General features: G+C 63.8%; 23 protein-coding genes. 13 read left to right on the top strand and 10 right to left on the bottom strand.

Going from position 1 to position 25355, the window contains the following annotated elements:
- Window positions 1-11: 11 nt before the first annotated feature.
- From dapE to cls, 3 genes are all read left to right on the top strand, one after another.
- Window positions 12-1151, top strand: coding sequence for a succinyl-diaminopimelate desuccinylase (dapE, locus tag NCR98_RS05900; RefSeq protein ID WP_250508921.1), 1140 nt, complete (start codon window positions 12-14; stop codon window positions 1149-1151).
- Window positions 1152-1182: 31 nt separating this feature from the next.
- Complete coding sequence (gene prmB / locus NCR98_RS05895) at window positions 1183-2070, top strand: 50S ribosomal protein L3 N(5)-glutamine methyltransferase (protein ID WP_250525740.1); 888 nt, start codon at window positions 1183-1185, stop codon at window positions 2068-2070.
- 150 nt (window positions 2071-2220) lie between these two features.
- Window positions 2221-3735: a cardiolipin synthase gene (gene cls / locus NCR98_RS05890; protein ID WP_250492264.1), complete on the top strand. Its 1515-nt coding sequence runs from the start codon at window positions 2221-2223 to the stop codon at window positions 3733-3735.
- 4 nt (window positions 3736-3739) lie between these two features.
- Here cls and NCR98_RS05885 read toward each other — a convergent pair whose 3' ends face one another.
- The gene (locus tag NCR98_RS05885) at window positions 3740-4231 is read right to left on the bottom strand and encodes a glutathione peroxidase (protein WP_250525739.1); all 492 of its coding nucleotides are present in this window, start codon (window positions 4229-4231) and stop codon (window positions 3740-3742) included.
- 144 nt (window positions 4232-4375) lie between these two features.
- Here NCR98_RS05885 and NCR98_RS05880 point away from each other — a divergent pair, with 144 nt between their 5' ends.
- On the top strand, window positions 4376-6316 hold the full coding sequence (locus tag NCR98_RS05880; protein WP_250525738.1) for an ATP-binding cassette domain-containing protein: 1941 nt from the start codon (window positions 4376-4378) through the stop codon (window positions 6314-6316).
- Window positions 6317-6467: 151 nt separating this feature from the next.
- Here the strand turns inward: NCR98_RS05880 and NCR98_RS05875 are convergent, their stop codons facing one another.
- The 3 genes from NCR98_RS05875 to alr form a co-directional block, all read right to left on the bottom strand.
- Window positions 6468-6731, bottom strand: coding sequence for a DUF2866 domain-containing protein (locus tag NCR98_RS05875; RefSeq protein WP_244827743.1), 264 nt, complete (start codon window positions 6729-6731; stop codon window positions 6468-6470).
- 170 nt (window positions 6732-6901) lie between these two features.
- Window positions 6902-8290 carry a DNA repair protein RadA gene (radA, locus tag NCR98_RS05870; RefSeq protein ID WP_244827742.1) on the bottom strand — a complete coding sequence of 463 codons (1389 nt, stop codon included), beginning with the start codon at window positions 8288-8290 and terminating at the stop codon, window positions 6902-6904.
- Window positions 8291-8332: 42 nt separating this feature from the next.
- Window positions 8333-9403: an alanine racemase gene (alr, locus tag NCR98_RS05865; RefSeq protein WP_244827741.1), complete on the bottom strand. Its 1071-nt coding sequence runs from the start codon at window positions 9401-9403 to the stop codon at window positions 8333-8335.
- A gap of 294 nt (window positions 9404-9697) precedes the next feature.
- Between alr and lplT the strand changes: the two genes are divergently transcribed.
- Genes lplT through thiD form a run of 4 tightly spaced genes read left to right on the top strand, consistent with a single transcriptional unit; the run spans window position 9698 to window position 13351 of the window.
- Window positions 9698-11005: a lysophospholipid transporter LplT gene (gene lplT / locus NCR98_RS05860; protein WP_244827740.1), complete on the top strand. Its 1308-nt coding sequence runs from the start codon at window positions 9698-9700 to the stop codon at window positions 11003-11005.
- Window positions 11006-11053: 48 nt separating this feature from the next.
- Window positions 11054-11869: a hydroxyethylthiazole kinase gene (thiM, locus tag NCR98_RS05855; protein WP_250464468.1), complete on the top strand. Its 816-nt coding sequence runs from the start codon at window positions 11054-11056 to the stop codon at window positions 11867-11869.
- An 11-nt stretch (window positions 11870-11880) separates the two neighbouring features.
- Window positions 11881-12522 (top strand): thiamine phosphate synthase, encoded by a 642-nt coding sequence (gene thiE, locus NCR98_RS05850; protein WP_250525737.1) that lies wholly within the window; start codon window positions 11881-11883, stop codon window positions 12520-12522.
- Between the two features lie 16 nt (window positions 12523-12538).
- Window positions 12539-13351, top strand: a complete 813-nt coding sequence (gene thiD / locus NCR98_RS05845) for a bifunctional hydroxymethylpyrimidine kinase/phosphomethylpyrimidine kinase (RefSeq protein ID WP_250525736.1) — start codon at window positions 12539-12541, stop codon at window positions 13349-13351.
- A 23-nt stretch (window positions 13352-13374) separates the two neighbouring features.
- On the opposite strand, the gene NCR98_RS05840 is transcribed toward thiD, so the two are convergent.
- From NCR98_RS05840 to tsaB, 4 genes are read right to left on the bottom strand one after another with little or no spacing between them, the layout of a single operon-like run.
- On the bottom strand, window positions 13375-14595 hold the full coding sequence (locus tag NCR98_RS05840) for a DUF1853 family protein (RefSeq protein ID WP_250525735.1): 1221 nt from the start codon (window positions 14593-14595) through the stop codon (window positions 13375-13377).
- Window positions 14595-15770 (bottom strand): uracil-DNA glycosylase family protein, encoded by a 1176-nt coding sequence (locus NCR98_RS05835; protein ID WP_250525734.1) that lies wholly within the window; start codon window positions 15768-15770, stop codon window positions 14595-14597. Before NCR98_RS05835 ends, NCR98_RS05840 begins: the two co-directional genes overlap by 1 nt.
- On the bottom strand, window positions 15757-16251 hold the full coding sequence (gene rimI / locus NCR98_RS05830; protein ID WP_244827734.1) for a ribosomal protein S18-alanine N-acetyltransferase: 495 nt from the start codon (window positions 16249-16251) through the stop codon (window positions 15757-15759). Before rimI ends, NCR98_RS05835 begins: the two co-directional genes overlap by 14 nt.
- On the bottom strand, window positions 16248-17033 hold the full coding sequence (gene tsaB / locus NCR98_RS05825; protein ID WP_250525733.1) for a tRNA (adenosine(37)-N6)-threonylcarbamoyltransferase complex dimerization subunit type 1 TsaB: 786 nt from the start codon (window positions 17031-17033) through the stop codon (window positions 16248-16250). The genes rimI and tsaB overlap by 4 nt, the downstream gene beginning before the upstream one ends.
- Window positions 17034-17207: 174 nt before the next feature.
- On the opposite strand from tsaB, the gene NCR98_RS05820 reads away from it, so the two are divergent.
- From NCR98_RS05820 to aceA, 3 genes are all read left to right on the top strand, one after another.
- Window positions 17208-17477: an acyl-CoA-binding protein gene (locus NCR98_RS05820; RefSeq protein WP_244827732.1), complete on the top strand. Its 270-nt coding sequence runs from the start codon at window positions 17208-17210 to the stop codon at window positions 17475-17477.
- Between the two features lie 467 nt (window positions 17478-17944).
- On the top strand, window positions 17945-19582 hold the full coding sequence (locus NCR98_RS05815; RefSeq protein WP_250525732.1) for a DEAD/DEAH box helicase: 1638 nt from the start codon (window positions 17945-17947) through the stop codon (window positions 19580-19582).
- 385 nt (window positions 19583-19967) lie between these two features.
- Entirely contained in the window at window positions 19968-21275 is a 1308-nt protein-coding gene (aceA, locus tag NCR98_RS05810; protein WP_244827730.1) for an isocitrate lyase, read from the top strand.
- Window positions 21276-21360: 85 nt separating this feature from the next.
- On the opposite strand, the gene NCR98_RS05805 is transcribed toward aceA, so the two are convergent.
- Window positions 21361-21795, bottom strand: coding sequence for a universal stress protein (locus tag NCR98_RS05805; RefSeq protein ID WP_244827729.1), 435 nt, complete (start codon window positions 21793-21795; stop codon window positions 21361-21363).
- A gap of 67 nt (window positions 21796-21862) precedes the next feature.
- A complete protein-coding gene (locus NCR98_RS05800; protein ID WP_250525731.1) occupies window positions 21863-22765 on the bottom strand; it encodes a LysR family transcriptional regulator in 903 nt (300 codons plus the stop codon).
- A gap of 138 nt (window positions 22766-22903) precedes the next feature.
- Here NCR98_RS05800 and NCR98_RS05795 point away from each other — a divergent pair, with 138 nt between their 5' ends.
- Together NCR98_RS05795 and aceB are read left to right on the top strand one after the other, a co-directional pair.
- Complete coding sequence (locus NCR98_RS05795) at window positions 22904-23671, top strand: haloacid dehalogenase type II (RefSeq protein WP_244827727.1); 768 nt, start codon at window positions 22904-22906, stop codon at window positions 23669-23671.
- Window positions 23672-23726: 55 nt separating this feature from the next.
- On the top strand, window positions 23727-25343 hold the full coding sequence (aceB, locus tag NCR98_RS05790; RefSeq protein WP_250464451.1) for a malate synthase A: 1617 nt from the start codon (window positions 23727-23729) through the stop codon (window positions 25341-25343).
- Window positions 25344-25355 lie beyond the last annotated feature (12 nt).

Below are 25355 nucleotides of genomic sequence, written 5' to 3'. Positions count from 1 at the left end.
GTCAAGACACCATGTCCGGCACCTTATCCCTCACCGAAGCATTGATCGAACGCGCGTCCGTCACGCCCGACGACCAGCATTGTCAGGCGCTGATGATCGAACGCCTCGCCGCGATCGGCTTTCACTGCGAAACCATCGCCTCGGGCGGCGTCACGAACCTGTGGGCGGTCAAGCGCGGCACGGACGGATCGCAAGGCAAGCTGCTTGCCTTCGCCGGCCACACCGATGTCGTGCCCACCGGCCCGCTCGAACAATGGACCTCTCCGCCGTTCGCCCCGGCGCAGCGCGACGGCAAGCTCTACGGGCGCGGCGCGGCGGACATGAAGGCCTCGCTTGCGGCGTTCGTCGTATCGAGCGAAGAGTTCGTCGCGAACCATCCGCTGCATCGCGGCTCGCTCGCCTTTCTCATCACGAGCGACGAAGAAGGCCCCGCCACCGACGGCACCGTGAAGGTCGTCGAAGCCTTGAAGGCGCGCGGCGAGCGACTCGATTACTGCATCGTCGGCGAGCCGACTTCGAACGCCACGCTCGGCGACATGGTCAAGAACGGCCGGCGCGGCTCGATGACAGGCAAGCTCGTCGTCAAGGGCGTGCAAGGGCATATCGCGTATCCGCATCTCGCGAAAAATCCGGTGCATGCGCTCGCACCGGCGCTTGCCGAACTCGTGGCGGAGCGCTGGGACGACGGCAACGAATACTTTCCGCCGACCACGTGGCAAGTCTCGAACCTGCATTCCGGCACCGGCGCGACCAACATCATTCCCGGCCACGCGGACCTGATGTTCAACTTCCGCTTCTCGACCGCGAGCACGGTCGAAGGTCTGCAAAGCCGCGTGCAAGCCATTCTCGACAAGCACGGCCTCGATTACGACCTGACCTGGACCGTGAGCGGCCTGCCCTTCTTGACGCCGCGCGGTGAACTCTCCGAGGCGCTCGAAAAAGCGATCCGCGACGAAACCGGCGTGGCGACGGAACTGTCGACCACGGGCGGCACGTCGGACGGGCGCTTCATCGCGCGCATCTGCAAACAGGTGATCGAATTCGGTCCGCCGAACGGCACCATCCATAAGATCGACGAACATGTCGAAGTGCGATTCATCGAGCCGCTGAAGAACATCTACCGCCGCGTGCTCGAACAACTCGTCGCTTAAAGCCTCTACCCGTCACACAAGGAGCCATTCGATGGCGCTGCCCTTCACCACCCTGCGCGACTTGCTGCGCTTTGGCGTTACGCGCTTCACAGAGGCCGGACTCTCGTTCGGCCACGGTTCGACCAACGCCTATGACGAAGCCGCGTATCTGATTCTGCATACGCTGCATCTGCCGCTCGACACGCTCGACCCGTTTCTCGACGCGCGCCTGCTCGACACCGAAATCGACGCCGTCATGAAAGTGATCGAGCGCCGCGCGAAGGAACGCGTGCCCGCGGCCTACATCACGCAGGAAGCGTGGATGCACGGACACCGTTTCTACGTCGATGAGCGCGTGATCGTGCCGCGTTCGTTCATCGGCGAATTGCTGCAGGACGGCTTGCAGCCTTACGTGGCCGACCCCGACCAGGTCACTCGCGTGCTCGAACTCTGCACGGGTTCGGGCTGCCTCGCCGTGCTCGCGGCGCAGGCGTTCGAAAACGCCGATATCGATGCCGTCGACATCTCCGCCGATGCGCTCGCGGTCGCGCGCCGCAACGTCGACGACTACGAACTCGACGAACGCATCTCGCTTTACGAAGGCGACCTGTATGCGCCGCTGCCGCAAGACGCGCGCTACGAAGTGATCATCACGAACCCGCCATACGTCAACGCCACCGCCATGCAGTCGCTGCCCGAGGAATATCGCCACGAGCCGGCACTCGCGCTCGCGGGCGGCGCGGACGGCATGGACGTGGTGCGGCGTATCGTGCACCAGGCGAGCAAGTGGCTGACCGAAGACGGCGTGCTCGTCGTCGAGATCGGCAACGAACGCGCCAATGTCGAAGCGGCGCTCGGCGGTCTCGATCTAATCTGGCTCTCGACCAGCGCCGGCGACGACAACGTGTTCCTGATCCAGGCCGCCGACCTGCCGGCCTGAGCCTTCAGCGGCGTTGTTTCAACGCAAGCGCGGTCCTTTTCGGGCCGCGACTTGCGCCCAAGGTTCGGTAATATGACGCATCCTCGCGGCAGCGCATTTGCTGTCGCGCCGTGCAGGCTGCACGCGTCGTCATCGGACCAACGGCATTCCATGCAAGCAGCAGACTGGCTACACCTCGGCACGCTCGTGATAGCCGCGCATGTGCTCGGCGTGATCGCGGCGATTCACGCCATCATCAATACGCGCACCTCGCAGGGCGCGGTGGCGTGGGCGGTGTCGCTCGTGGCCATGCCTTACTTCACGCTCATTCCTTATCTGTTTCTCGGCCGTAGCAAGTTCGCGGGTTATATCGACGCGCGTCGGCTCGAAATCGAGATTCTGCGCAGCCGCTCGAAACCCGCCGAATGGGACTCGACGGATCGCAGCGACGCGCCTCAGCCGCTCCCGATTCATCGCGACGAAGCCGGCGCGCTGCTCGACGCGTCGGGCGTGCGCGGCGAGATCGCGCCGGGACCGGCGAGCTATCTCGGCAATCCGACCATTCGCACTTTGCAGCGCCTCTCGGGCATGCCGTTCCTGCGCGGCAACTCGGTGCGCGTGCTCGTCAACGGCGACGCCACGTTCTCCGCGATTCTCTCCGCCATCGAAGCGGCCGAGCACTATGTCGTCGTGCAGTTCTTCATCGTGCGCGCCGATGCGCTCGGCGAGTTGCTCAAGGAAATGCTCATCGCGCGGGCGAAAGCGGGCGTGCGCGTCTATTTTCTCTACGACAGCATCGGCAGCTTCGACTTGCCGCATCGCTACGTGAATGCGCTGCGTGCGAGCGGCGTACAGGCGCATCCGTTCGCGGCCAAGCGCAAGTTCGTGCACCGCTTCCAGATCAACTTCCGCAATCACCGGAAGATCGTGGTGGTCGACGGCAAGCGCGCGTTCGTCGGCGGACACAACGTGGGCGTCGAGTATCTCGGCGGCAATCCACGCCTCACGCCCTGGCGCGATACCCACGTCGAGGTGCGCGGCCCCGCCGTGGCGAGCATCCAGTTCGTTTTCACGGAAGATTGGTACTGGGCCACGCAACGCCTGCCCGAGCTCGGCCCCGCGCCGCATTCGGACGAAAACATGCACTGCATGGTGTTGTCGAGCGGCCCGGCCGACAAACAGGAGACCTGTTCGCTCTTCTTCGTCGAGGCGATCAACGCGGCGCGCCAACGTGTCTGGATCACCTCGCCCTATCTGATTCCCGACGAAGCCGTGTTCTCCGCGCTGCGCCTTGCCGTGATGCGTGGCGTCGATGTACGCATCCTGATTCCGAGCCGGCGCGATCATCGCGTGGTGTTCGCGGCATCGAAGCTGTATGCCTACGATCTGTTGCAGGCGGGCGTGCGCATCTTCCGCTACAAGCCGGGTTTTCTGCATCAAAAGGTCGTGCTCGTCGACGATGTCGGCGCGGCCATAGGCAGCGCCAATCTCGACAACCGCTCCTTTCGCCTCAACTTCGAGGTCATGGTGCTGACCGTCGACAACGCTTTCGCGCGTGAAGTCGAAAGCATGCTGCTCGCCGACTTCGCGCTCTCGTATGAGATCGACCGCGAGGACTATCGCGGCGCGGCGTCCTGGCGACGCATGGCCATGCATGTCGCGCGCCTCTTCTCGCCTATCCTCTAAGGCGCTACAGCAGTTTTTCGATGTCCTCGGCAATCGACTCCGGTTTCGTCAGCGACGCGTAGCGCTTCAGGATGTCGCCGTTGCGGTTCACGAGAAACTTCGTGAAGTTCCACTTGATGACCTCGGTGCCGAGCACGCCCGGTTCCTTCGATGTCAGATATTTGAAGAGCGGATGCGCATGCGGCCCCTTGACGTCGATCTTCGCGAACATCGGGAACGTGACGCCGTAGTTCTTTTCGCAGAAGCTGCCGATCTGCGTGGCATCGCCCGGTTCCTGCGCGCCGAACTGGTTGCAGGGAAAACCGAGCACTTCGAAACCGCGCGCCGCGAAGCGCTCATAGACTTCCTGCAGACCCTTGTATTGCGGCGTGAAGCCGCATTCGCTCGCGGTGTTCACGATCAAAAGCACCTTGCCGCGATACTGGTCGATGTTCACCGTCTCGCCGCCCAGCGTCTCGGCCTTGAACGCGTAAATGTCGTCGCTTGCTGCACTCATGAGTTGCTCCCGCTGGAAAGATTCGAAGAAAGGCGATGCTACTACCGCGCGCCACTTACCGCCATTGGCCGAACGGACGAGCCCCGGCGCTTCGTGGCCGCAGTCTAAAATAGCGGTTTCCCTCATGCCGCGCCGCCATTTCCCGTGATTCGCTTCAACCAGTTCAGCCTCTCCCGCGGCACCAAGCCGCTTTTCGAAGAGACCAGCTTCACGCTCAATCCGGGCGAGAAAGCCGGTCTCGTCGGCGCGAACGGCGCGGGCAAATCCACGCTCTTCTCCGTGTTGCGCGGCGAGTTGCACGCGGACGGCGGCGATTTCGCGCTGCCGCCTTCGTGGCGCATTGCGCATGTCGCACAGGAAACGCCCGCCGTGGACCGCACGGCGCTCGACTACACGCTCGACGGCGACACGCGACTGCGGGCTATCGAGGCACGCATCGCGGCGGCTTCGGCGGCGCATGACGGCGCGGCCGAAGCCGAAGCCCACGCCGCTTTCGCCGATGCCGACGGCTACACCGCGCCCGCGCGCGCCGAAACGCTGTTGCTCGGCCTGGGCTTCACGCTCGCGCAGACACGCGAACCGGTGACGAGCTTCTCGGGCGGTTGGCGCATGCGCCTGAATCTGGCGCAGGCGCTGATGTGTCCGTCCGACCTCTTGCTGCTCGACGAACCCACGAATCACCTGGACCTCGATGCAATCATCTGGCTCGAAGACTGGCTCGGCCGTTATCCCGGCACGCTCGTCGTGATTTCGCACGACCGCGAATTTCTCGATGCGGTCTGCAATGTCACGCTGCATCTTGAGAATTGTCAGATCAAGCGCTACGGCGGCAACTACAGCCAGTTCGAAGTGCTGCGCGCGCAGCAGCTCGCCTTGCAGCAGAACGCCTACGAAAAGCAGCAGAGAACGGTGGCGCATCTGCAGAGTTTCATCGACCGCTTTAAGGCCAAGGCGACCAAGGCCAAGCAGGCGCAAAGCCGTGTCAAGGCGCTGGAGAAGATGGAGCTGATCGCGCCCGCGCATGCGAGCTCGCCGTTCACGTTCGAGTTCCGCGCGCCCGACGCCGCGCCCAATCCGATGATGGTCATGGAAGACGTGCGCTGCGGCTATCGCACCGAGGGCATCGAGATTCCGATTGTCGAAGGCGTGACGCTGTCGATTCAAAACGGTCAGCGCATCGGCTTGCTCGGCGCGAACGGGCAGGGTAAATCGACGCTCATCAAGACGCTCGCCGGCACGCTTGCCGCGCTGTCCGGCAGCGTGCGGCAAGGCAAGGGCTTGCAGATTGGCTACTTCGCGCAGCATCAGCTCGAAACGCTGCGTCCCGACGACTCCGCCATTCAGCATCTCGCGCGGCTTGCGCCCGACACGCGCGAGCAGGAACTGCGCGACTTTCTCGGCAGCTTCAACTTTTCGGGCGAAATGGCGACCGCGAAGATCGCGCCGTTTTCCGGTGGCGAAAAGGCGCGGCTCGCGCTGGCGCTCATCATTTGGCAGAAGCCGAATCTGCTGCTGCTGGACGAGCCGACCAATCACCTCGACCTCGAAACCCGCCACGCGCTCACCATGGCGCTCGCGCAGTTCGAAGGCACGCTGATCCTCGTGTCGCACGACCGGCACTTGCTGCGCGCGACGACCGACACCTTCATGCTGGTGGCGAAGCATCGTCTGAGTCCGTTCGACGGCGATCTCGACGATTATCGCGACTGGCTGCTGCAACACGCCGCCGAAACGCGCGCGGTGGCAAAGGACGCGAATGGCGCGTCGTCCACGAACGCAGACACGCAGGACAGCGCGCAGAACCGCAAGGAACAGCGCCGTCTGGAGGCGCAGGAGCGGCAGAAGCTCGCGCATCTGAAGAAGCCGCTGCAGTCGCGCATTGCGAAGATAGAAAAGGAAATGGATGCGCTGAATGCGGAGAAAGCCACGCTCGATGCGTTCGTGGCCGATCCCGCGAGTTACGAGGCCGCGATGAAAACGAAGCTAACCGACACCATTCGCCGGCAAGGCGAAGTCGGCGCGCGGCTGGAGGCGCTCGAAATGGAGTGGCTGGAAGCGCATGAAGAGCTTGAGCAGATCGGGTGATGACTTTGCGGCGTGCTGATCGAGCGGCAGGTTCACGTAGCTTCGCGTGCCTGGCGCGCCGCAAGCCTTCGAACGCCACCGTGCTTCGTAGGAAGCGCAACCCTTCACAGATCGACACGCAACACGTTCACCCACGCCGCCGCCACGAATTTCACCTTCGCGGCAAGGTCTGCCTTGGTTGCCGTTCGTCATCGACGAGCACGTGCTTGCGCCCCGTCACATGGCGGCGGATAGTCGCGACGACTTCGTCCTCGGTGGCATCGGCCGCGACGACACGGCGCGAAATCTGCCCTTCACCGTCGATCCATTCGACGATCCGGCATCCGCCACCGAAAGGCTGCTGCAGCGGCGCGGAGACACGGCACCCGCGCAGATGAAACGCGGGCTTGGGCCGCGTTGATTTGATGTGGTTCAAAGCGTGGTCCTCTCGATCCTTGCAATCACTTCGCCTGTGTCGAGACAGCAGACGAAGCCGGCCGGTTCCGTAGCCTTGTAAGGATAAGAAGATCGCGCGCGAATCAGGTTACATATCGACGCGACATTTTTACGCCGCATTACGAAGCTCTGACCAAGCGCGCCAGGAGCTCACTCCAGGTCGCGCACGCGGTCGATCGCTTCCTCGATCCGATCCACCGCGATCACGTTCAGCCCGTCGATAGGCTGCTTCGGCGCGTTGGCCTTCGGAATCAGCGCGGCCGAAAAGCCCAGCTTGGCCGCTTCCTTGAGCCGGTCTTGTCCGCGCGGCGAAGGCCGGATCTCGCCGGCGAGTCCCACTTCGCCGAACGTGATGAGGCCCTTCGGCAGCGGCTTGTTGCGCATCGACGAATGGATGGCGAGCAGCACGGCGAGATCGGCCGCGGGTTCGGTGATCTTCACGCCGCCGACGGCGTTCAGGAACACGTCCTGATCGAAACACGCGATGCCCGCGTGCCGATGCAGCACCGCGAGCAAGAGCGCGAGCCGGTTCTGTTCGAGCCCGACCGCGAGGCGTCGCGGATTGGGCACGTGCGCGGTGTCGACGAGCGCCTGTACCTCGACGAGCAAGGGCCGCGAGCCTTCCTGCGTCACCAGGACGCACGACCCCGGCACGCTCTGCTCGTGCTGCGACAAAAAGAGCGCCGAGGGATTCGCCACGCCGCGCAAGCCGCGCTCGGTCATGGCGAACACGCCGAGTTCGTTGACCGCGCCAAAGCGGTTCTTGAAGGCGCGCACGAGCCTGAACGACGAGTGCGTATCGCCTTCGAAGTACAGCACCGTATCGACGATATGTTCCAGCACGCGCGGCCCCGCGAGGCTGCCTTCCTTGGTCACGTGGCCGACCATGATGATCGCGGTGCCGGTCTGCTTGGCGATGCGCGTCAACTGCGCCGCGCACTCGCGAACCTGCGCGACCGAGCCGGGCGCGGAGGTGAGCGCTTCGGAATAGATGGTCTGAATCGAATCGATGACCGCGACTTCCGGCCGTTGCTCGTCGATGGTCGCCTGGATTTTTTCGAGCTGGATTTCCGCGAGCAAGCCGAGGTCGCCGACGGCGCTGTCCCGCGCGCCCGTCAGGCCGAGCCGCGCCGCGCGCAACGCGATCTGCGCGCCGGATTCCTCGCCGCTCACATAGAGCGCGCGCCGCTCGCGGGCGATTTCCGCAAGCGACTGCAAAAGCAACGTCGATTTGCCGATGCCCGGATCGCCCCCGATCAACACCACGCCGCCCGGCACGAGACCGCCGCCGAGCACCCGGTCGAACTCGCCGACGCCCGTGGTGAAACGCGGCACGTCGGAGGCCTCGATGTCGGCGAGCCGCTGCACCGGCGAACTCTTCGCGAGCGCCTGGAAGCGATGCGCCGAAGCGCCCTGCTCCACCGACTCCACGAGCGTATTCCACGCCCCGCACGCGGCACACTGGCCGGTCCATTTCGGCGCTTGTCCGCCGCATTCGCTACAGATATAGAGCGTCTTTGCTTTCGCTGCTTTTGCCACGCGCTGCCTTGCTATAAGTCCGGTTGAAGTTCGATGCCTGGGTCATTCCGCGCGCACCGGCACGCGTTGCGCGATCGCGCACATCAACTCATAGCCGATGGTGCCGCACGAAGAGGCGACATCGTCGATAGGCAGATTCGGGCCCCACAGTTCGACGCGCGAGCCGATGCCCGCATGCGGAACCGGCGTGAGATCGACCGTGAGCATGTCCATGGACACGCGGCCGACGAGTTTCGTCCTCACGCCATCGACGATAACGGGCGTGCCTTCCGGCGCCACGCGCGGATATCCGTCCGCATAACCGCACGCCACCACGCCGATGCGAATGGCCTGTCCCGCCGTGTAAGTGGAACCGTAACCGATGCTGCTGCCCGCCTCGACCGTCTGTACGGCGATCAGCTCCGACGAAAGCGTCATGGCCGGACGCAGCCCGAGATTCGCGACATCGGCCGTCACGCCCGACGGCGACGCGCCATACAAAATGATGCCGGGCCGCACCCAGTCGAAGTGCGCGGCCGGATGCCACAGGACCGCCGCCGAGTTCGACAGGCTGCGCGCCCCCGCAATGCCTTCCGCGCCGCGTTCGAACGCCGCCAGCTGATGCGCCACGCCGCGTTCGCTGTCGGCATCGGAAAAATGGGTCATGAGCGTGATCTGTCCGATGCCCTGCACCGCCCGCGCCCGCTCCCACGCGGCGCGGAACCGCTCGGGCACGTAGCCGAGCCGGTTCATGCCGCTATTCATCTTCAACTGGATATTGATCGGCTTGGACAGCCGCGCCATTTCCAGCATGCGCAATTGCTCGTCGCAATGCACGGCCGTGGTCAGGCTGTAGCGGTCGATCACGTCGATATCGGTCGGCCGGAAGAAGCCTTCGAGCAGAAGAATCGGCCCGGCCCAACCCAATTCACGCAACTTTACGGCTTCTTCGAGGTCCAGAAGCCCGAAGCCGTCCGTTGCCCGAAGTCCGGGGAACGCTCGCGCAAGTCCGTGGCCATAAGCATTGGCCTTGACGACAGCCCAGATTTTGGATTTCGGCGCGTGCTTTCGTGCGACGGAGAGATTGTTGGCGAGTGCGGCGGTGTGAATGGTGGCGGAAAGGGGGCGCGGCATGAGCGTGTGTGGAATTGCGGTTCGGGCAGTCGGAAGGGCGAGCATACGCCAGCGTGGCATTGCGTGCTGCGGGTCTCAAAGACGCCTTGCGAATCAGTATCTTAAGAACAAACTCGCGGACGATCGTCTGTTTTTCGAGCGTCATCGAGATTACTGCTAGTCAGAATGCGCCTATTTTCGTGTTATAAAGCCGTGCGCACAACCCATTTCGAAAGGCATAAGCCCGATCGCAAGACAAGCGGCATGTCCGGCGGGCGGGGCGGATCACCCGCAGTGAGGAAAGCTTCGGATCAGATGAAAAAAGGTTTTTACACCATCATGGCCGCGCAGTTTTTCTCATCGCTGGCTGACAACGCTCTCCTGATTGCTGCCATTGCACTGCTGAAAGACCTTCACGCCCCGAACTGGATGACGCCGCTCCTGAAGCTGTTCTTCGTGCTCTCCTACGTGGTACTCGCGGCTTTCGTCGGCGCTTTCGCGGACTCGCGGCCCAAGGGCCGGGTGATGTTCGTCACCAATTCCATCAAGGTCGTCGGCTGCATCACCATGCTGGTGGGCGCACATCCGCTACTGGCCTACGGCATCGTGGGCTTCGGCGCGGCGGCCTACTCTCCCGCGAAGTACGGAATTCTCACCGAACTGCTGCCCGCCGACCGGCTCGTTGCCGCCAATGGCTGGATAGAAGGCACCACGGTCGGGTCGATCATCCTGGGCACGGTCATGGGCGGCGCGCTCATCAGTCCGCATATCGCCGGGCATCTGCTCAGTCTGCACATTCCGAAAGTCAATACGCCCGCCGAAGCCGCCATGCTCGTGATCGTGCTGATGTATGTGATCGCCGCGATCTTCAACCTGCGCATTCCCGACACTGGCGCGCGTTATCCGAAGCAGGAAACGCGGCCGATCAAGCTCATCACCGATTTCGCCGGTTGCTTCGTGACGCTCTGGCACGACAAGCTCGGACAAATCTCGCTCGCGGTCACCACGCTTTTCTGGGGCGCGGGCGCGACCTTGCAGTTCATCGTGCTGAAATGGGCCGAAGTGTCGCTCGGCATGACGCTCTCGCAGGCCGCCATCTTGCAGGCGGTGATCGCGGTGGGCGTCGCGGTCGGCGCGGTGCTCGCGGCGGCGCGCGTGCCGCTCAAGCGCTCGCTCTCGGTGTTGCCGGTGGGCATCATGATGGGTATCGCCGTCATGCTGATGGCGTTCTACACGCGCCACCTCTTTCCCGCGCACTGGGGCATCTACTTCGGCAAGATGCACTTTCCGGGGTATCTGCTCGTCGCCTATTTGTTCCTGATGATCGTCGGCGGCTTGTCGGGCTTCTTCGTCGTGCCGATGAACGCGCTGCTCCAGCATCGCGGGCACGTGCTCTTGTCGGCGGGCCATTCGATCGCCGTGCAGAACTTCAACGAGAATCTCTCCGTGCTCGTCATGCTGTGCCTCTACGCCGTGCTGGTGTGGCTCGACGTGCCGATCCAGTTCGTGATCGTGCTGTTCGGCACCTTCGTGTGCCTGATGATGTACTTCGTCATGCGGCGGCATCAGGCGAATCAGCGCGCGTTCGATTCCGTCGCGCTGATCGGCGAAGCGCGGCATTGAAGGCGCGCGGCACGCTTTGCTCGTAGCATCGGCTAATCTTCTTCCATCATGCTTTCCGCCGATCTCTATTCCTTCGTCACGCGCGTGCGCGGTCATGCGCCGCTCGTGCATTGCCTGACGAATCTCGTCGTCACCAACTTCACGGCCAACGTGCTGCTTGCCATCGGCGCCGCGCCGGCCATGGTCGTCGCGCGCGAGGAAGTCGGTGAATTCGCGCCGATCGCGGGCGCGCTCTCCGTCAATCTCGGCACGCTCGATGTCCCGCAGTCCCGCGCGATTCGTGCCGCCGTCGATGCCGCCAACGGCGCCGGCACGCCGTGGGTGCTAGACCCGGTCGCGGTCGGCCCGCTTACGTTCCGCACGGAATTCGCGCTCGAACTGCTCGATCTCACGCCAGCGGTCATACGCGGCAACGCATCCGAGATCATCAGTCTCTCGGGCGGCGCTGCAAGCGGACGCGGCGTGGACAGCACCGCCGCCACCGACGCCGCGCTCGACGCCGCCCAGATCCTCGCGCTCAGGACGCAGGCAGTCGTCGCGGTGACGGGCGCCACCGACTACATCACCGATGGCCGGCAGGTCGTCGCGCTTTCGAACGGCTCGCCGCTGATGACGCGCGTAACCGGCGTGGGCTGCGCGCTCTCGGCGACGGTCGCGGCGTTCATCGCCACCGCGACATCGCGCGATGAACACTTCGCGGCGACGGTCGCGGCCATCGCCCATACGACGATTGCGGGCGAACTCGCCGCGCGCGATGCCGCCCTGCCCGGCAGTTTCGCGGTCGCGTATCTCGACCGGCTGGCCTCACTCGACGAGAACGCGTTCGGGCAGACGCTCGTCATGCGTGACGTCGCGCTTTCCTGATCGCTCGGCAAATGCGACCTTCCTTCGATCTTTCGCTTTATCTCGTGCTCGATCCCGTGCAGTGCGGCGGACACGCTGCGGCGCTTGCCGTGGCGCGCGCGGCGCTCGAAGGCGGCGCGACCATCTTGCAATTACGCGCGCCTGAGTGGCACAAGCGCGCGTGGTACGAGCTCGCGCGCGATCTGCTGCCGCTCACGCGTGCGCATGGCGTGCCGCTCATCATCAACGATCAGGTGGATGTCGCGCTCGCAGTCGGCGCCGATGGCGTGCATGTCGGGCAGCGCGATCTGCCGGCCGACGCCGTGCGGCGCTTGCTGGGCGCGGATGCGATCATCGGTTTGTCGGTGGCCGATCGCGCCGAACTCGACGCGGCGAACGCGCTACGAGGAACCGTCGATTACCTCGGCGCGGGACCGGTGTACGCCACGCCGACGAAGACCGATGCATCGGCGCCATGCGGTATCGATGGCCTGGCTGCGCTCGTCGCCGATGCGCGTTTGCCCACGGTGGCGATCGGCGGCATTCAGACGCACAATGCCGCGGATGTCATGCGCGCGAAACCCGCGGGTCTTGCCGTCGTCTCCGCAATCTGCAAGGCGGCCGATCCCCGCGACGCGTCGCGCGTCTTGCGCGAGATCATCGAACGCGCCTGAACCTCACCGTCACCTTATGGCCGATACGAAAACCATCCCCAACGTGCTCACCATCGCCGGTTCCGACTCGGGCGGCGGCGCGGGTATCCAGGCCGATCTGAAAGCGTTCTCCGCGCTCGGCGCGTACGGCGCAAGCGTCATCACGGCGCTCACGGCGCAGAACACGTGCGGCGTCACGGCCGTGCATGCGCCGGAAGCGGCGTTCATCACCGCGCAACTCGATGCCGTGTTCGACGACATTCGCATCGACGCGGTGAAGATCGGCATGCTGGCGAACGCGGATATCGTGCGCGCTGTCGCCGATGCGCTCAGGCGGCATAAGCCGACGCATGTCGTGCTGGATACCGTGATGATTTCCAAGAGCAATCACGCGCTCCTCGCGCCGGAAGCGGTGGCGGCGTTGCGCGACGAACTGCTTCCGCTTGCCACGCTGGTGACGCCGAATCTGCCGGAGGCGGCGGCGCTGCTCGGCTCGACGCCGGCCGTCGACGAAGACGAAATGGTCCGTCAGGGCGAAGCGTTGCGCTCGCTCGGCGCGCGCGCGGTGCTGATGAAAGGCGGCCATCTTGTTTCGGCCGATAGTCCCGACTGGCTCGTCGAGGCAAGCGGTTCGATGCGGCTTAACGGTGTGCGCGTGCCGCTCAAGAATACGCACGGGACGGGATGCACGTTGTCGTCGGCGATTGCGGCGCTGATTCCGCAAACGGACGATCTCGCGAGCGCGGCGGCTGAAGCGAAGCGCTATCTCACGGGCGCGATCGAAGCGAGCGCGCGGCTCGATGTCGGGCACGGCGTCGGGCCGGTGCATCATTTTTATCGCTGGTGGTAGCGGTCGGCGCGCGCCTGAACGCTCTATAACCGCGCCGCCGCAAAGATCCGCGCGCGCTCCGGCCAGTCGTCCGGCACGATGAAGCCGCGCGATTCCTCGCTCCAGTTGCCCGCTTCATCGCGTCGATAAGCCGCGATCATCGTCGGCATGGCAATCTCTTGCAGACGCGCATGAATCACCGATGCCTCGGCCAACAACGCGTTCGCATCGTCTGCGCGGAGCCGCCGCGAAGCCAGCCACGCGAGTCGTGGCTGCACGATCCACGCGCGCTCATCGTGGGCATTGCTTGCCGTGCCACGCTTCTCGCGCCAGTCGGATGCCGTCATCCACCAGCCGCGCAAATGCTGCTCGCCGATCTCAGGCGCGCTCGCGACGCCTTCATCACGATAAAAGAGACGCCCCTTGATGAACAAGCGCGGCTCCCACGGTCCTTCGTAACCCAGCGCGATGAACTCAGGGCGCGCCGTCAGCGTGGACTGATGCGTCAGCAAGCGCGCATGTTTCAGATCGAAGCGATCCTGCAAGTTCGGTCCCACGTAGTCGGAGAGTCGTGAACTTGGCGACGCGGCGTCAGCGTCGCCGTTTTGCGCGGCGCGTTCACCGACGATGCGATCCGGCAGACGCGCACCGGACGGCGCGTCGATCTCGCCACCGCCTGGCGCGGCGCGTTCACCGACGAAGCGATCCGGCAGACGCGCACCGGACGGCGCGTCGATCTCGCCACCGCCTGGCGCGGCGTGTTCACCGACGAAGCGATCCGGCAGACGCGCGCCGGACGACGCGTCGATCTCGCCACCGCTTTGCGCGACAGGTTTGCCGATATGCAGATAAAACTTCACCGCGAGTTCCCAATGCAGCCGCGCGCCGTCCGCCGTTTCGAGCAGAAAATCGCATTCGCCGATGGTGCGACGCTGGCGCCGTATCTGCACGTTCGCGGCGATCAGGCGCGCCGCCGGCCCGTGCGCCAGGAAGAATTCCAGCAGGCTTTCCGCATAGATGCCGAGCCGCGTGCTCTTTGGGTTGCGCGTGTGGGTGTGGAGCGCGTCGGGCGCGGCATCGAGTTCGGCGAGCCACGCGAGCGTCGTTCGCCGCATTGCTTCCGAGTCGAAGGGATGAGCGAGCCGCGCGCCCGCATGATGCTCGTCGAGCAAGTCCGGCGAGAGTAGCAGCCACGCCAGATCCCGCACCGTCGTGTCGCCGAAACCATCGACGATGCGCGCGAAATCCGGCGATGGCGCCGACATCAGCGGCCGCCCTTTCGTCCTTCCTGCGCGCCCGCCTCGACGCCGAGCGCGGCGAGCGCATCCCGGTACGTGCCGCGCGCGAGGCACAGATCCGCCCAGGCCTTGGCCTTGTCGGGCAGGCTGCGCAGCAGATACGCGGGGTGATACGTGACCACCACCGGCACGCCGCGATATTCATGCACGCGGCCGCGCATCGACGCGATGCTTCCGTCCGTCTTGAGAAGACTCTGCGCCGCAAAGCGCCCGAGCGCGACGATGATCTTCGGCTTGACGAGCTCGACCTGACGTTGCAAATAAGGCTCGCAGCGCGCGACTTCCTCGGGTTCCGGATTGCGATTGCCGGGCGGACGGCACTTCAACACGTTGGTGATGAAGACGTTCGACTCGCGCGACAGTTCGAGCGCGCGCAGCATGTTGTCGAGCAGCTTGCCGGCCTGGCCGACGAACGGTTCGCCTTCCTTGTCCTCGTTCTCGCCGGGCGCCTCGCCGACGAGCAGCCAATCCGCTTCGCGGTCGCCGACGCCGAACACCGTGTTGGTGCGGCGCTCGCACAGGCGGCAACGTTCGCAATCGGCAACGCGCGCGGCGAGCGTGTCCCAATCGAGCGTATGGATGTCGCTCGGGGCGTCGGCTGCGGCGGGCGACGGTGCGTAAAACGGCGCATCGTCGGTCCACGGGAGATCGTCGTAGGCTTCGAAAGGGGCTTCGTGGTCTTGAGGCGGGCTTGGTTCGCGTGCGGCGCGTGCCGGTTCGCGATCGGCGCGAGTGACGGCTTCGGCTTCGGCTTCGGCTCCGGCTTCGCGTAAGCGCGGTTGGTGGGCCAAGGCATCAGGCGATGCGTCTTGCGCAAGACCCTCAGGCGCTTGATTCGGCAGCGAATCGCGCGAAGTTGGGCTCGCCACATCTCCCCGACGCGCCGCTGATGCGTCGCGTGGATTGGCCGCCGGAAGAGGCGTCAACCGCGCCTCCGATGTTTTCGAAGCCAACGATGCCGCCTCGTCCGCATCCGGACTTGCCACTTCGCCACGCGACGAACGCGAAAGCCGCGCCTCGACTGCAACTTCCGATGGCAACGTCAAGGAAGCCGAAGACGCGCCACCCGCGTCGCTCACCCGCCGCCGCACCCACACCGGCCCGAAGCCGAGTTCTTCCACAAGCAGATCATCGAGCGCCATGCGCACTCTCCTTCGGAAACGACAGACGCATGACGATTGCGTCCTCGCGCGAACGGTGCCGCGCGGGATAATAATTTTTCCGGCGCCCAATGGCCACGAAGCCAAAGCGCTCGTAAAGCTGAATGGCACGCGGGTTCGACGGCCGCACTTCGAGCAACACGCCTTCGAGCTTTTCCGTACGCGTGATGCGCACCGCCTCGCGCAACAGCGTGAGCCCCGCTCCAGCGCGCTGCGCACTCGGCGCGACGCACAGGTTGAGCAGATGCATTTCATCGACGACCGGCATCAGCACGCAATAGCCGATGAGCGTGCCCGTCACATGCCGCAAGCACACGCCGTAATAACCATTGCGCAACGAGTCCTGAAAATTGCCGCGGCTCCACGGAAACTCGTACGCCATCTTTTCGACGGCGGCGACTTCGTCGAGATCGGCCTCGGTCATCGGCGTCAGATACCGGTCCGCCAGCAGCACGCCGCTCACCGCAGCGCCCCCTCGCCCGATGCGGCGCGCGCCTGCATGCGCTCCGCCGTCGTTTGCGCCACCTTGTCGCGGATATAGTCGGGCGCGGCCAGTTCAGGTGCAATCGCCCGTCCCGCGCGCCATTCGCGAAACGCGATCAGCGCGACGGGAAGCGCGTGCGGCAAGGCATGACGATCGACGACCGTCGCGGCTGCAAGCGCGGGAAAACGTTCGCCAAAAGCCGTTGCGGCGTTGCCCGCGAGCGCAAAGGGGACATCGGGAAGCGGTACGGCCGCCGGTGCATCGAGCGATGCGGGATGCAGCGTGCGCCATGCGCCCGTTGCATCGTCGAACTCGAAGTCGGCCCAGTAGACTTCGTCCATGCGTGCATCGAGTGCGACGAGCACGCGCGCTGGCAGCGCTGCGTCGTGCAGGCGCGCCGCTTGTGCGCATGCGAAGAGCGTGTTCACGGGCACGACCGGCACGTTCAAGCCGAACGCCAAACCCTGCGCGACGCCTGTCGCGGTGCGCAATCCCGTGAAGGAGCCCGGACCCGCGCCGAACGCGATCGCCGAACATTCGGCAAGCGTGACGCCAGCGTCCTCGCACAACTCGCGCACCGCAGGCAGCAGCCGCGTGCTGGATACCGCGCCCGTCGCCTCGTGGCGATACCAGACGCGTAGATCGTCGTGTGCGTATTGCGGGGCGACGGTATCGGAAGGAGAAGAAGAATTGGCGAGCAAGAGCGCAACGGAGCAGAACTCCGTCGAGGTATCGAGGGCGAGCAGAACGGTGCGTGTCATAGCCGGTATTGTAATGCGGGACCCGCGACGCTTTCGCGCCATCTGAATCGGCGCGACGCGTTTCGGCGATGCGTGGGCTCTGGAGGCTTCGCTCGGTTCGAAGAAAACCTCGACCCATTCGGGAGAATGCGCTTGCTAAGATCGGCAGCCCAAAGACTCGCAGGAGAAACGCGCATGACCGAGATCGATCAGCAATTCGCCCAGGCGCAGAATGATGTCACGCAGTTGACCGAGCGCCCCGGCAATCTCACGCTGCTGCGCCTGTATGCGCTATTCAAGCAAGGCAGTCTCGGCGACGTTCAAGGCGACAAGCCAGGCTTCACCGATATCGCCGGCAAGTACAAGTACGAAGCCTGGGCCGCGCTCAAAGGCACACCCGCCGACGACGCCAAGCGGCGTTACGTGGAATTGGTCGATTCGCTCAGACGCGGCGACGCTGACTAATTCACGAACCAAGTATGCCGGCGCGCTTCGATGCCCGAAATTGGCGCGCAGGTGCTTCATCATGTGGCGCGGTGCAACAAACTACGATATACTAGCGGTCAGCGCTTGACTGTAAGTTGCATCACCCGAGAAAGACCCAAGCAAGATCGGTGATCCTCCGAGCAACAAAGCGTTTCGTAGCGTTTTGCCCCAATCCAGTTTAGAAACTGTCCCCTCCCTGCCAGGCCGTCTGCGTGTTGTATTAGCGCGTTGTGTTGTTCGCATCTATCGGCCCGTCATGCATCAGGCTGACGTCAGCGCCCCTCGGGTCTGCCGTATCCTATACAGCTTCTAAAAAGATTCTCGCCGCTTATGCGTGCGAGTGGCCCCCGTTTTTCGATTTGCTCGCTGTTTCTTCGCTCGCTGAATCCAACGACCTGGGTATGCCGATTGGCGCCGACGCCTCATTTCCCGTTTCAAGGATCGACATGACTTCGAGCATTACCCCCAGCCCGTTGGACAACATCGCAGCACAAGCACTAGACCTCCCCGCAGTACAAGCCGTGGCACAACCCGAAGGCCCGACGTTCGAGTCGCTTGGCCTGTCCGCCGACATCGTCTCCGCGCTGACCGCCGCAGGCTATCAGTCGCCGACGCCGGTTCAGCAGCGCGCGATTCCCGCAGCGCTCGCCGGCCGCGATCTGCTCGTCTCCAGCCCGACCGGTTCGGGCAAGACGGCCGCGTTCATGCTGCCCGCCATCGAAAAATTCGCGCAAATGGAAAAGCTCCAGGCGCAGCAACCGCGCGCCCCGCGTGACCCGAACGCCAAGCCGGTGCGCCGTCAGCAACCCGTCGCGCGCCCGCGTCTGCTCGTGCTCACGCCGACCCGCGAACTTGCCATGCAGGTTTCCGCTGCCGCGACGACCTATGGCCGTCATCTGAAGCGTCTGCGCACGGTCAGCATTCTCGGCGGCGTGGCTTACGGCCAGCAATTGATGCTGCTTGCGAAGAACCCTGAGATTCTCGTCGCTACGCCGGGTCGTTTGATCGATCACCTCGAACGTGGCCGTATCGACCTGTCGACTCTCGACATGCTCGTGCTCGACGAAGCCGACCGCATGCTGGACATGGGCTTCATCGACGACATCGAAACGATCGTTGCCGCCACGCCAGCTTCGCGTCAGACGCTGCTGTTCTCGGCCACCATCGACGGCAAGATCGCTTCACTTACCGGCCGTCTGTTGAAGGACCCTGAGCGCATCGAGATCGTTCAGAAGCTCGAAGCGCGCGACAACATCGCGCAACACGTGCATTACGTCGATGACCGCGATCACAAGGATCGTCTGCTCGACCATCTGCTGCGCGACGAAGGCCTCGATCAGGCAATCGTCTTCACGGCGACCAAGAGCGACGCGGATCTGATCGCCAACCGTCTGTCGGACGCTGGCTTCGATTCCGCCGCATTGCACGGCGACCTGCCGCAAGGTGCACGCAATCGCACGATCCGCGCGCTGCGCGAAAAGCGCGTTCGCGTGCTGGTCGCGACCGACGTGGCTGCACGCGGTATCGACATTCCCGGCATCACGCACGTGTTCAACTACGATCTGCCGAAGTTCGCGGAAGACTACGTGCACCGTATCGGCCGCACGGGTCGCGCGGGCCGCAGCGGCATCGCGGTGAGCCTCGTGCATTACGCTGAAATCGGCGCGCTGAAGCGTATCGAGCGCTTCGTGCGTTCGCCGCTGCCGGTGAACGTCGTGGTCGGCTTCGAGCCGCGCAAGTCGCCGCCTAAGGGTGGTTTCGGTGGCGGCGCTGGCGGCCGTGGTCGTCCGGGCGGCGGCAATGGCGGCGGTCGTCGCTTCGGCAGCGGCGGTGGCAATGGCGGCAGCGGTAACGGCGGTGGCCGTGGGTACGGCGCATCCAACGCCAGCGGATACGGTAACAAGCCGAGCACCGGTTCGCGCGAAGGCGGGTATCGCGGTGAAGGCGGCGGCTATCGCGGCACCAACGCCGGCGGCAGCGAAGGCGGTTATCGTGGCGGTTCGCGCGATGGCGGTTTCGGTGGCCAGCGCGACGGTTTCGCCCGCCGCAGCGATGGTCCGCGCGCCCCGCGCCGCGGCAGCTAAGCCTTGATCGCTTAAAGGGCAGAGCGGCTATAAAAGCCCTTTGCCCGATTGCACAAAAAAAACCGATGCCTCGCGCGTCGGTTTTTTTTCGTCCGCTCGCCATATTTCACGATGTGCAATGATCTTTTGCGTCGCAAAAGACGTGCTGCGCGGCACAACGTCGGGCATTGCAAGATGGAAAACCGTATTCCGCATCGTGAAAATATTGCTACATCTCATTGTATTTTAACGAAAATTATTATCCGAAAATCTCTCTGCAGGGACTGTGCTGCGCGCGGCAATTTGCCTAGACTCTTATATAAGAGTTGAGCAAACGAAACCGCCGACGTCGGCGCACGAAGCTCAAATCGCCAAGGAACTCAGTTCAATCTCAAGGAGAAACGCCATGACCTCACGTCAACAGCAAGCCCAACAACTCCATCAGGAATGGGAAACGGATTCGCGCTGGAAAGGTGTCAAGCGCAGCTATTCGGCGGAGGACGTGGTGCGTCTGCGCGGCTCCGTGCCGGTCGAGCACACGCTCGCGCGGCGTGGCGCTGAAAAGCTGTGGGCGTCGATTCATGAAGAGCCGTTCGTTAACGCGCTTGGCGCATTGACTGGCAATCAGGCGATGCAGCAGGTGAAAGCCGGCCTCAAGGCCATCTACCTGTCCGGCTGGCAAGTCGCGGGCGATGCCAATGTCGCGGGCGAGATGTATCCGGATCAGTCGTTGTATCCGGCGAACTCGGTGCCCCTCGTCGTGAAGCGCATCAACAACACGCTTACGCGCGCCGATCAGATCCAATGGTCCGAAGGCAAGAATCCGGGCGATGCCGGCTACGTCGATTACTTCGCGCCGATCGTCGCGGATGCCGAAGCCGGTTTCGGCGGCGTGCTCAACGCCTTCGAACTGATGAAGGCGATGATCGAAGCCGGCGCAGCGGGCGTGCACTTCGAGGACCAGTTGGCGTCGGTGAAAAAGTGCGGCCACATGGGCGGCAAGGTGTTGGTGCCCACGCGTGAGAACGTCGCGAAGCTGACGGCCGCGCGTCTTGCCGCCGACGTCTGCGGCACGCCGACGCTCGTCATTGCGCGCACGGATGCCGAAGCCGCCGATCTCGTCACGTCCGACATCGACGACAACGACAAGCCGTTCCTGACCGGCGAGCGCACCGTGGAGGGCTTCTATCGCACGCGTCCGGGGCTGGATCAGGCAGTGTCGCGCGGCCTCGCCTACGCGCCGTATGCCGACCTCGTATGGTGCGAAACCGGCAAGCCGGACCTGGAATACGCGAAGAAATTCGCCGAAGCCATCCACAAGCAGTTCCCGGGCAAGATGCTCTCGTACAACTGCTCGCCGTCGTTCAACTGGAAGAAGAATCTGGACGACGCGACCATCGCCAAGTTCCAGCGCGAACTCGGCGCAATGGGCTACAAATTCCAGTTCATCACGCTCGCGGGTTTCCACGCGCTGAACTATTCGATGTTCAACCTCGCGCACGGCTACGCCCGCTCGCAGATGAGCGCCTTCGTCGAACTGCAGCAAGCCGAATTCGCTGCCGCCGACAAGGGTTTCACGGCGGTCAAGCATCAACGCGAAGTGGGCACCGGCTATTTCGATGCCGTCACGCAAACGGTCGAACGCGACGCATCGACGACCGCGCTGCATGGATCGACGGAAGACGAGCAGTTCTTCGACAAAAAGGTCGCGTAAAAGCGGCAGGCTGAATCAGGGAGCGCAGTGAAACCGACGGCGGCCGTGGCGACATGGCCGCCGTTTTTCATTTCACCGTGACCTGTCACCGATAGACGATGACCGGAATCTTGGTATGCGTGAGCACGCGCTGTGTCTCGCTGCCGATCAGGAGACTGCCAAGCCCGCGTCTGCCGTGCGAGGCCATCAGGATCACGTCGCAGCCGTTGCCCTCCGCCGCCTCGATGATGCCGATATACGGCGCCGCGTCGATGCTCGTCACGCTGTCGCACGCCACGCCTGCCGCGATCGCCGCGCGTTCGACGGCGCGCAGATGATCGCGGGCTTCGCGTTCGGCGCGCGTGTGGAAGTCGTCGGGTGGTTCGACGGCGACATCGGCGAAAGGCGAATAAGGGTATTGCGGCAGGCACGCGTAAGCCGTGATGCGTGCGCCAACGGATTGCGCGAGGTCGATCGCGCCGTCGATGGCCTTTTGCGACAGTTCGGAACCGTCCGTCGGCACAAGGATGTGTTTGAACATGGCGTCCTCCTTCGGGCGTCGGTGCGTGTTTTCATTCTAGTGCCGCAAACGCGCGATCAAGGGCGGTTCATCCCCAGTATCCCGAAGCGTTATACGTATGCTTGAGCAGATCGAGAAAGAGACGCACGCGCAACGGCAAGTGCCGGCGTTGCGGAAAAACGGCGTGAATGCCGATAGGCGGCGCGGCGAACGCATCGAGCACGCTCTCGAGGCGTCCCGCGCCGATATCGTCGCCCACCTCCCACCACGACCGCCACGCGAGCCCGCGCCCTTCCATGCACCACTCGTGCAGCACGGCGCCGTCCGAGCACTCCATCGTGCCGGAGACTTTGATCGTCACTACCTTGCCATCTTGCTGAAACACCCAGCCGCGCTGCTGATTTGCCGATGCCCCAAGCGCGAGACAGTTGTGATGCGCAAGCGCCGCGAGGTCCGCGGGTTCGCCGAATTTCGCGAGATAGTCGGGCGACGCCACGCACACGCGCCGGTTCTCGCCGAGTTTGAGCGACACGAGCGACGAATCCGGCAACTCGCCGAGACGCACGGCGCAGTCGAAGCCTTCGTTGACGAGATCGACCATGCGGTCGGTGAGATCGAGGCTCACGGAAACCTCCGGATGCAGCGACGTGAATTTCGGCACGAGCGGCGCGACGTGACGCCGCCCGAAGCCCGCCGGCGCCGACACGCGCAGATGCCCGCTCGCCTTCACGCCGCCCGCCGACACGCTCGATTCCGCGTTCTGCATGTCGTTGATGATGCGCTGGCAGTCTTCGAGGAACGCCGAGCCTTCGAACGTCAGCGTGATCTTGCGCGTCGTGCGCACGAGCAGCTTGACGCCGAGCCGTTCTTCCAGCGCGTCGAGCCGCCTGCCTATTACCGCGGGCGCGATGCCTTCCGCCTGCGCCGCCGCCGACAAGCTGCCTTTTGCCGCGACGGCCGCGAACGTCTCAATCTGCTTGAATCGATCCATGCGTTTTTTTCGTCAAATGCGGGACTCGCGCTCAGATTAGGTATTAAAAAGTAAAAGATCAAGTGATCCGGCGATGCTTTTTCCTTCACTACGATCACCAATACAATCCAACCCGACCTCTACATGGAGCGCACGGCTATGTCGGCCATAACGACACACCCATCTCCCCGCGCAGTGATTTTCGACGCCTACGGCACGCTCTTCGACGTTCACTCGGTCGTCTCGGTGGCCGAGCAACTGTTTCCCGGCAAGGGCGAGCCGCTCTCGCAGCTCTGGCGGCAAAAGCAGATCGAATACACGCAGTTGCGCACGCTCGCCGATCCGTCGGGTAGCCATTACGCGCCGTTCTGGGACATCACGATCGATGCCCTGCGCCACGCCGCCGCCCGCCTCGGTCTTGCTGATGCCCTCACCAGCGCCGCCGAGAAGCGTCTGATGGACGAATACGCCTGCCTGTCCGCGTTCCCCGATACCGTGACCGCGCTCAAACAATGGCGCGAGCGCGCAGGCATTCCCCTCGCGATCCTGTCCAACGGCAATCCGCCGATGCTCGATATCGCCATCAAAAGCGCGGGCATGACGGGCCTCTTCGACCACGTGCTTTCCGTCGATGCGGTGCGCGCCTACAAGCCCGCCGCCGCCGCGTACGAACTCGGCACGCGCGCTTTCGGCGCGGCGGCGCGCGAGATCGTGTTCGTGTCGTCGAACGGCTGGGATATCGCGGGCGCGACCTGGTTCGGCTACACAACGTTCTGGATCAATCGCGCCGGCTTGCCGGTGGAAGAACTCGGGCTCGCGCCACGTGCAACGGGACGCGGCATGGCCGAACTGATCGAATTCATCGAAGGTGGATGCAAGCCACAGGACATTCCCTTACGTGGTGCGCGCCGGGCGCCGCGCAACTGATTTACCGCTTCACCGCTACAAGCAAAACCGTCTGACCGACCAAGGAGATTTGAACATGACGCAGACATCGCAATCGCATCCGCTCTCGTTGCCCGAAGGCATGCGCATCGCGGCCGAGATCAAGCCGGGCTTCGAAACCGTCCTCACGCCCGAGGCGCTCGCGCTCGTTGCATCGCTGCATCGCCGTTTCGAGCCGCGTCGCCGCGAACTGCTCGCCGCGCGTATCGACCGTACCCGGCGGCTCGATGCAGGCGAGCGTCCCGACTTCCTCGCATCGACCGAATCGATTCGCGCAGGCGACTGGAAAGTGGCGCCGTTGCCGAAGGACCTGCAATGCCGTCGTGTGGAGATCACCGGTCCGGTCGAGCGCAAGATGATCATCAACGCGCTCAACTCCGGCGCGGATTCGTACATGACCGACTTCGAGGATTCGAACGCGCCGAGTTGGGACAACCAGATCACCGGCCAGCTCAATCTGATGGAGGCCGTGCGCCGCACCATCTCGCTCGAACAGAACGGCAAGTCATACAAGCTCAACGACCAGGTCGCCACGTTGATCGTGCGTCCGCGCGGCTGGCATCTGGATGAGAAACACGTGACGGTCGATGGCGAGCGCGTCTCGGGCGGCATCTTCGACTTCGCGCTGTTCCTGTATCACAACGCGAAGGAACTGATCGCGCGCGGCAGCGGCCCCTACTTCTATCTGCCGAAGATGGAGAGCCATCTCGAAGCGCGTCTGTGGAACGACATCTTCATCGCGGCGCAGGAAAGCGTGGGCATTGCGCGCGGGACGATTCGCGCGACCGTGCTGGTCGAAACCATTCTCGCCGCCTTTGAAATGGACGAGATTCTGTACGAACTGCGCGAACATAGCTCCGGCCTGAACGCAGGCCGCTGGGATTACATCTTCTCCGCGATCAAGAAGTTCAAGAACGATCCAAACTTCTGCCTCGCCGATCGCGCGAAGATCACGATGACCGTGCCCTTCATGCGCGCATATGCGCTCGAATTGCTGAAGACGTGCCACAAGCGCAATGCGCCGGCTATCGGCGGCATGGCGGCGCTGATTCCGATCAAGAACGATCCCGCCGCGAACGAAAAAGCGATGGGCGGCGTACGGTCCGACAAGGCGCGCGATGCCACCGACGGTTACGACGGCGGCTGGGTCGCGCATCCGGGACTCGTGCCCATTGCGATGGAAGAATTCGTGAAAGTGCTCGGCGACAAGCCGAATCAGATCGCGAAGCAACGTGACGACGTACAGGTGAGCTCACACGATCTGCTCGATTTCCGTCCCGAAGAACCGATCACCGAAGCCGGTTTGCGCAATAACGTGAACGTGGGCATCCACTATCTCGGTTCGTGGCTCGCGGGCAATGGCTGCGTGCCGATCCATAATCTGATGGAAGATGCCGCGACCGCCGAGATTTCGCGTTCGCAAGTGTGGCAGTGGATTCGTTCGCCGAAGGGCAAGCTCGACGATGGCCGCAAGGTCACGGCAGCGATGGTGCGGGAGATCACCATCGACGAACTCGAGAAGGTCAAGCAGTTGGTCGGCGGCGCGGGCAGCGATACCAAGCCTTACGAACGCGCGGCCAAGATCTTCGAAGAGATGTCGACTTCGGCGCAGTTCACCGAATTTTTGACCCTGCCGCTTTACGAGGCGATCTGACCCGCGAAGGTT

Source organism: Caballeronia sp. GAWG2-1 (genome assembly GCF_023631405.1).
Taxonomy (GTDB): domain Bacteria; phylum Pseudomonadota; class Gammaproteobacteria; order Burkholderiales; family Burkholderiaceae; genus Caballeronia.
The sequence above is the reverse complement of the archived record's forward strand: the minus strand, read 5'-3'. Positions and strand labels throughout refer to the sequence as shown.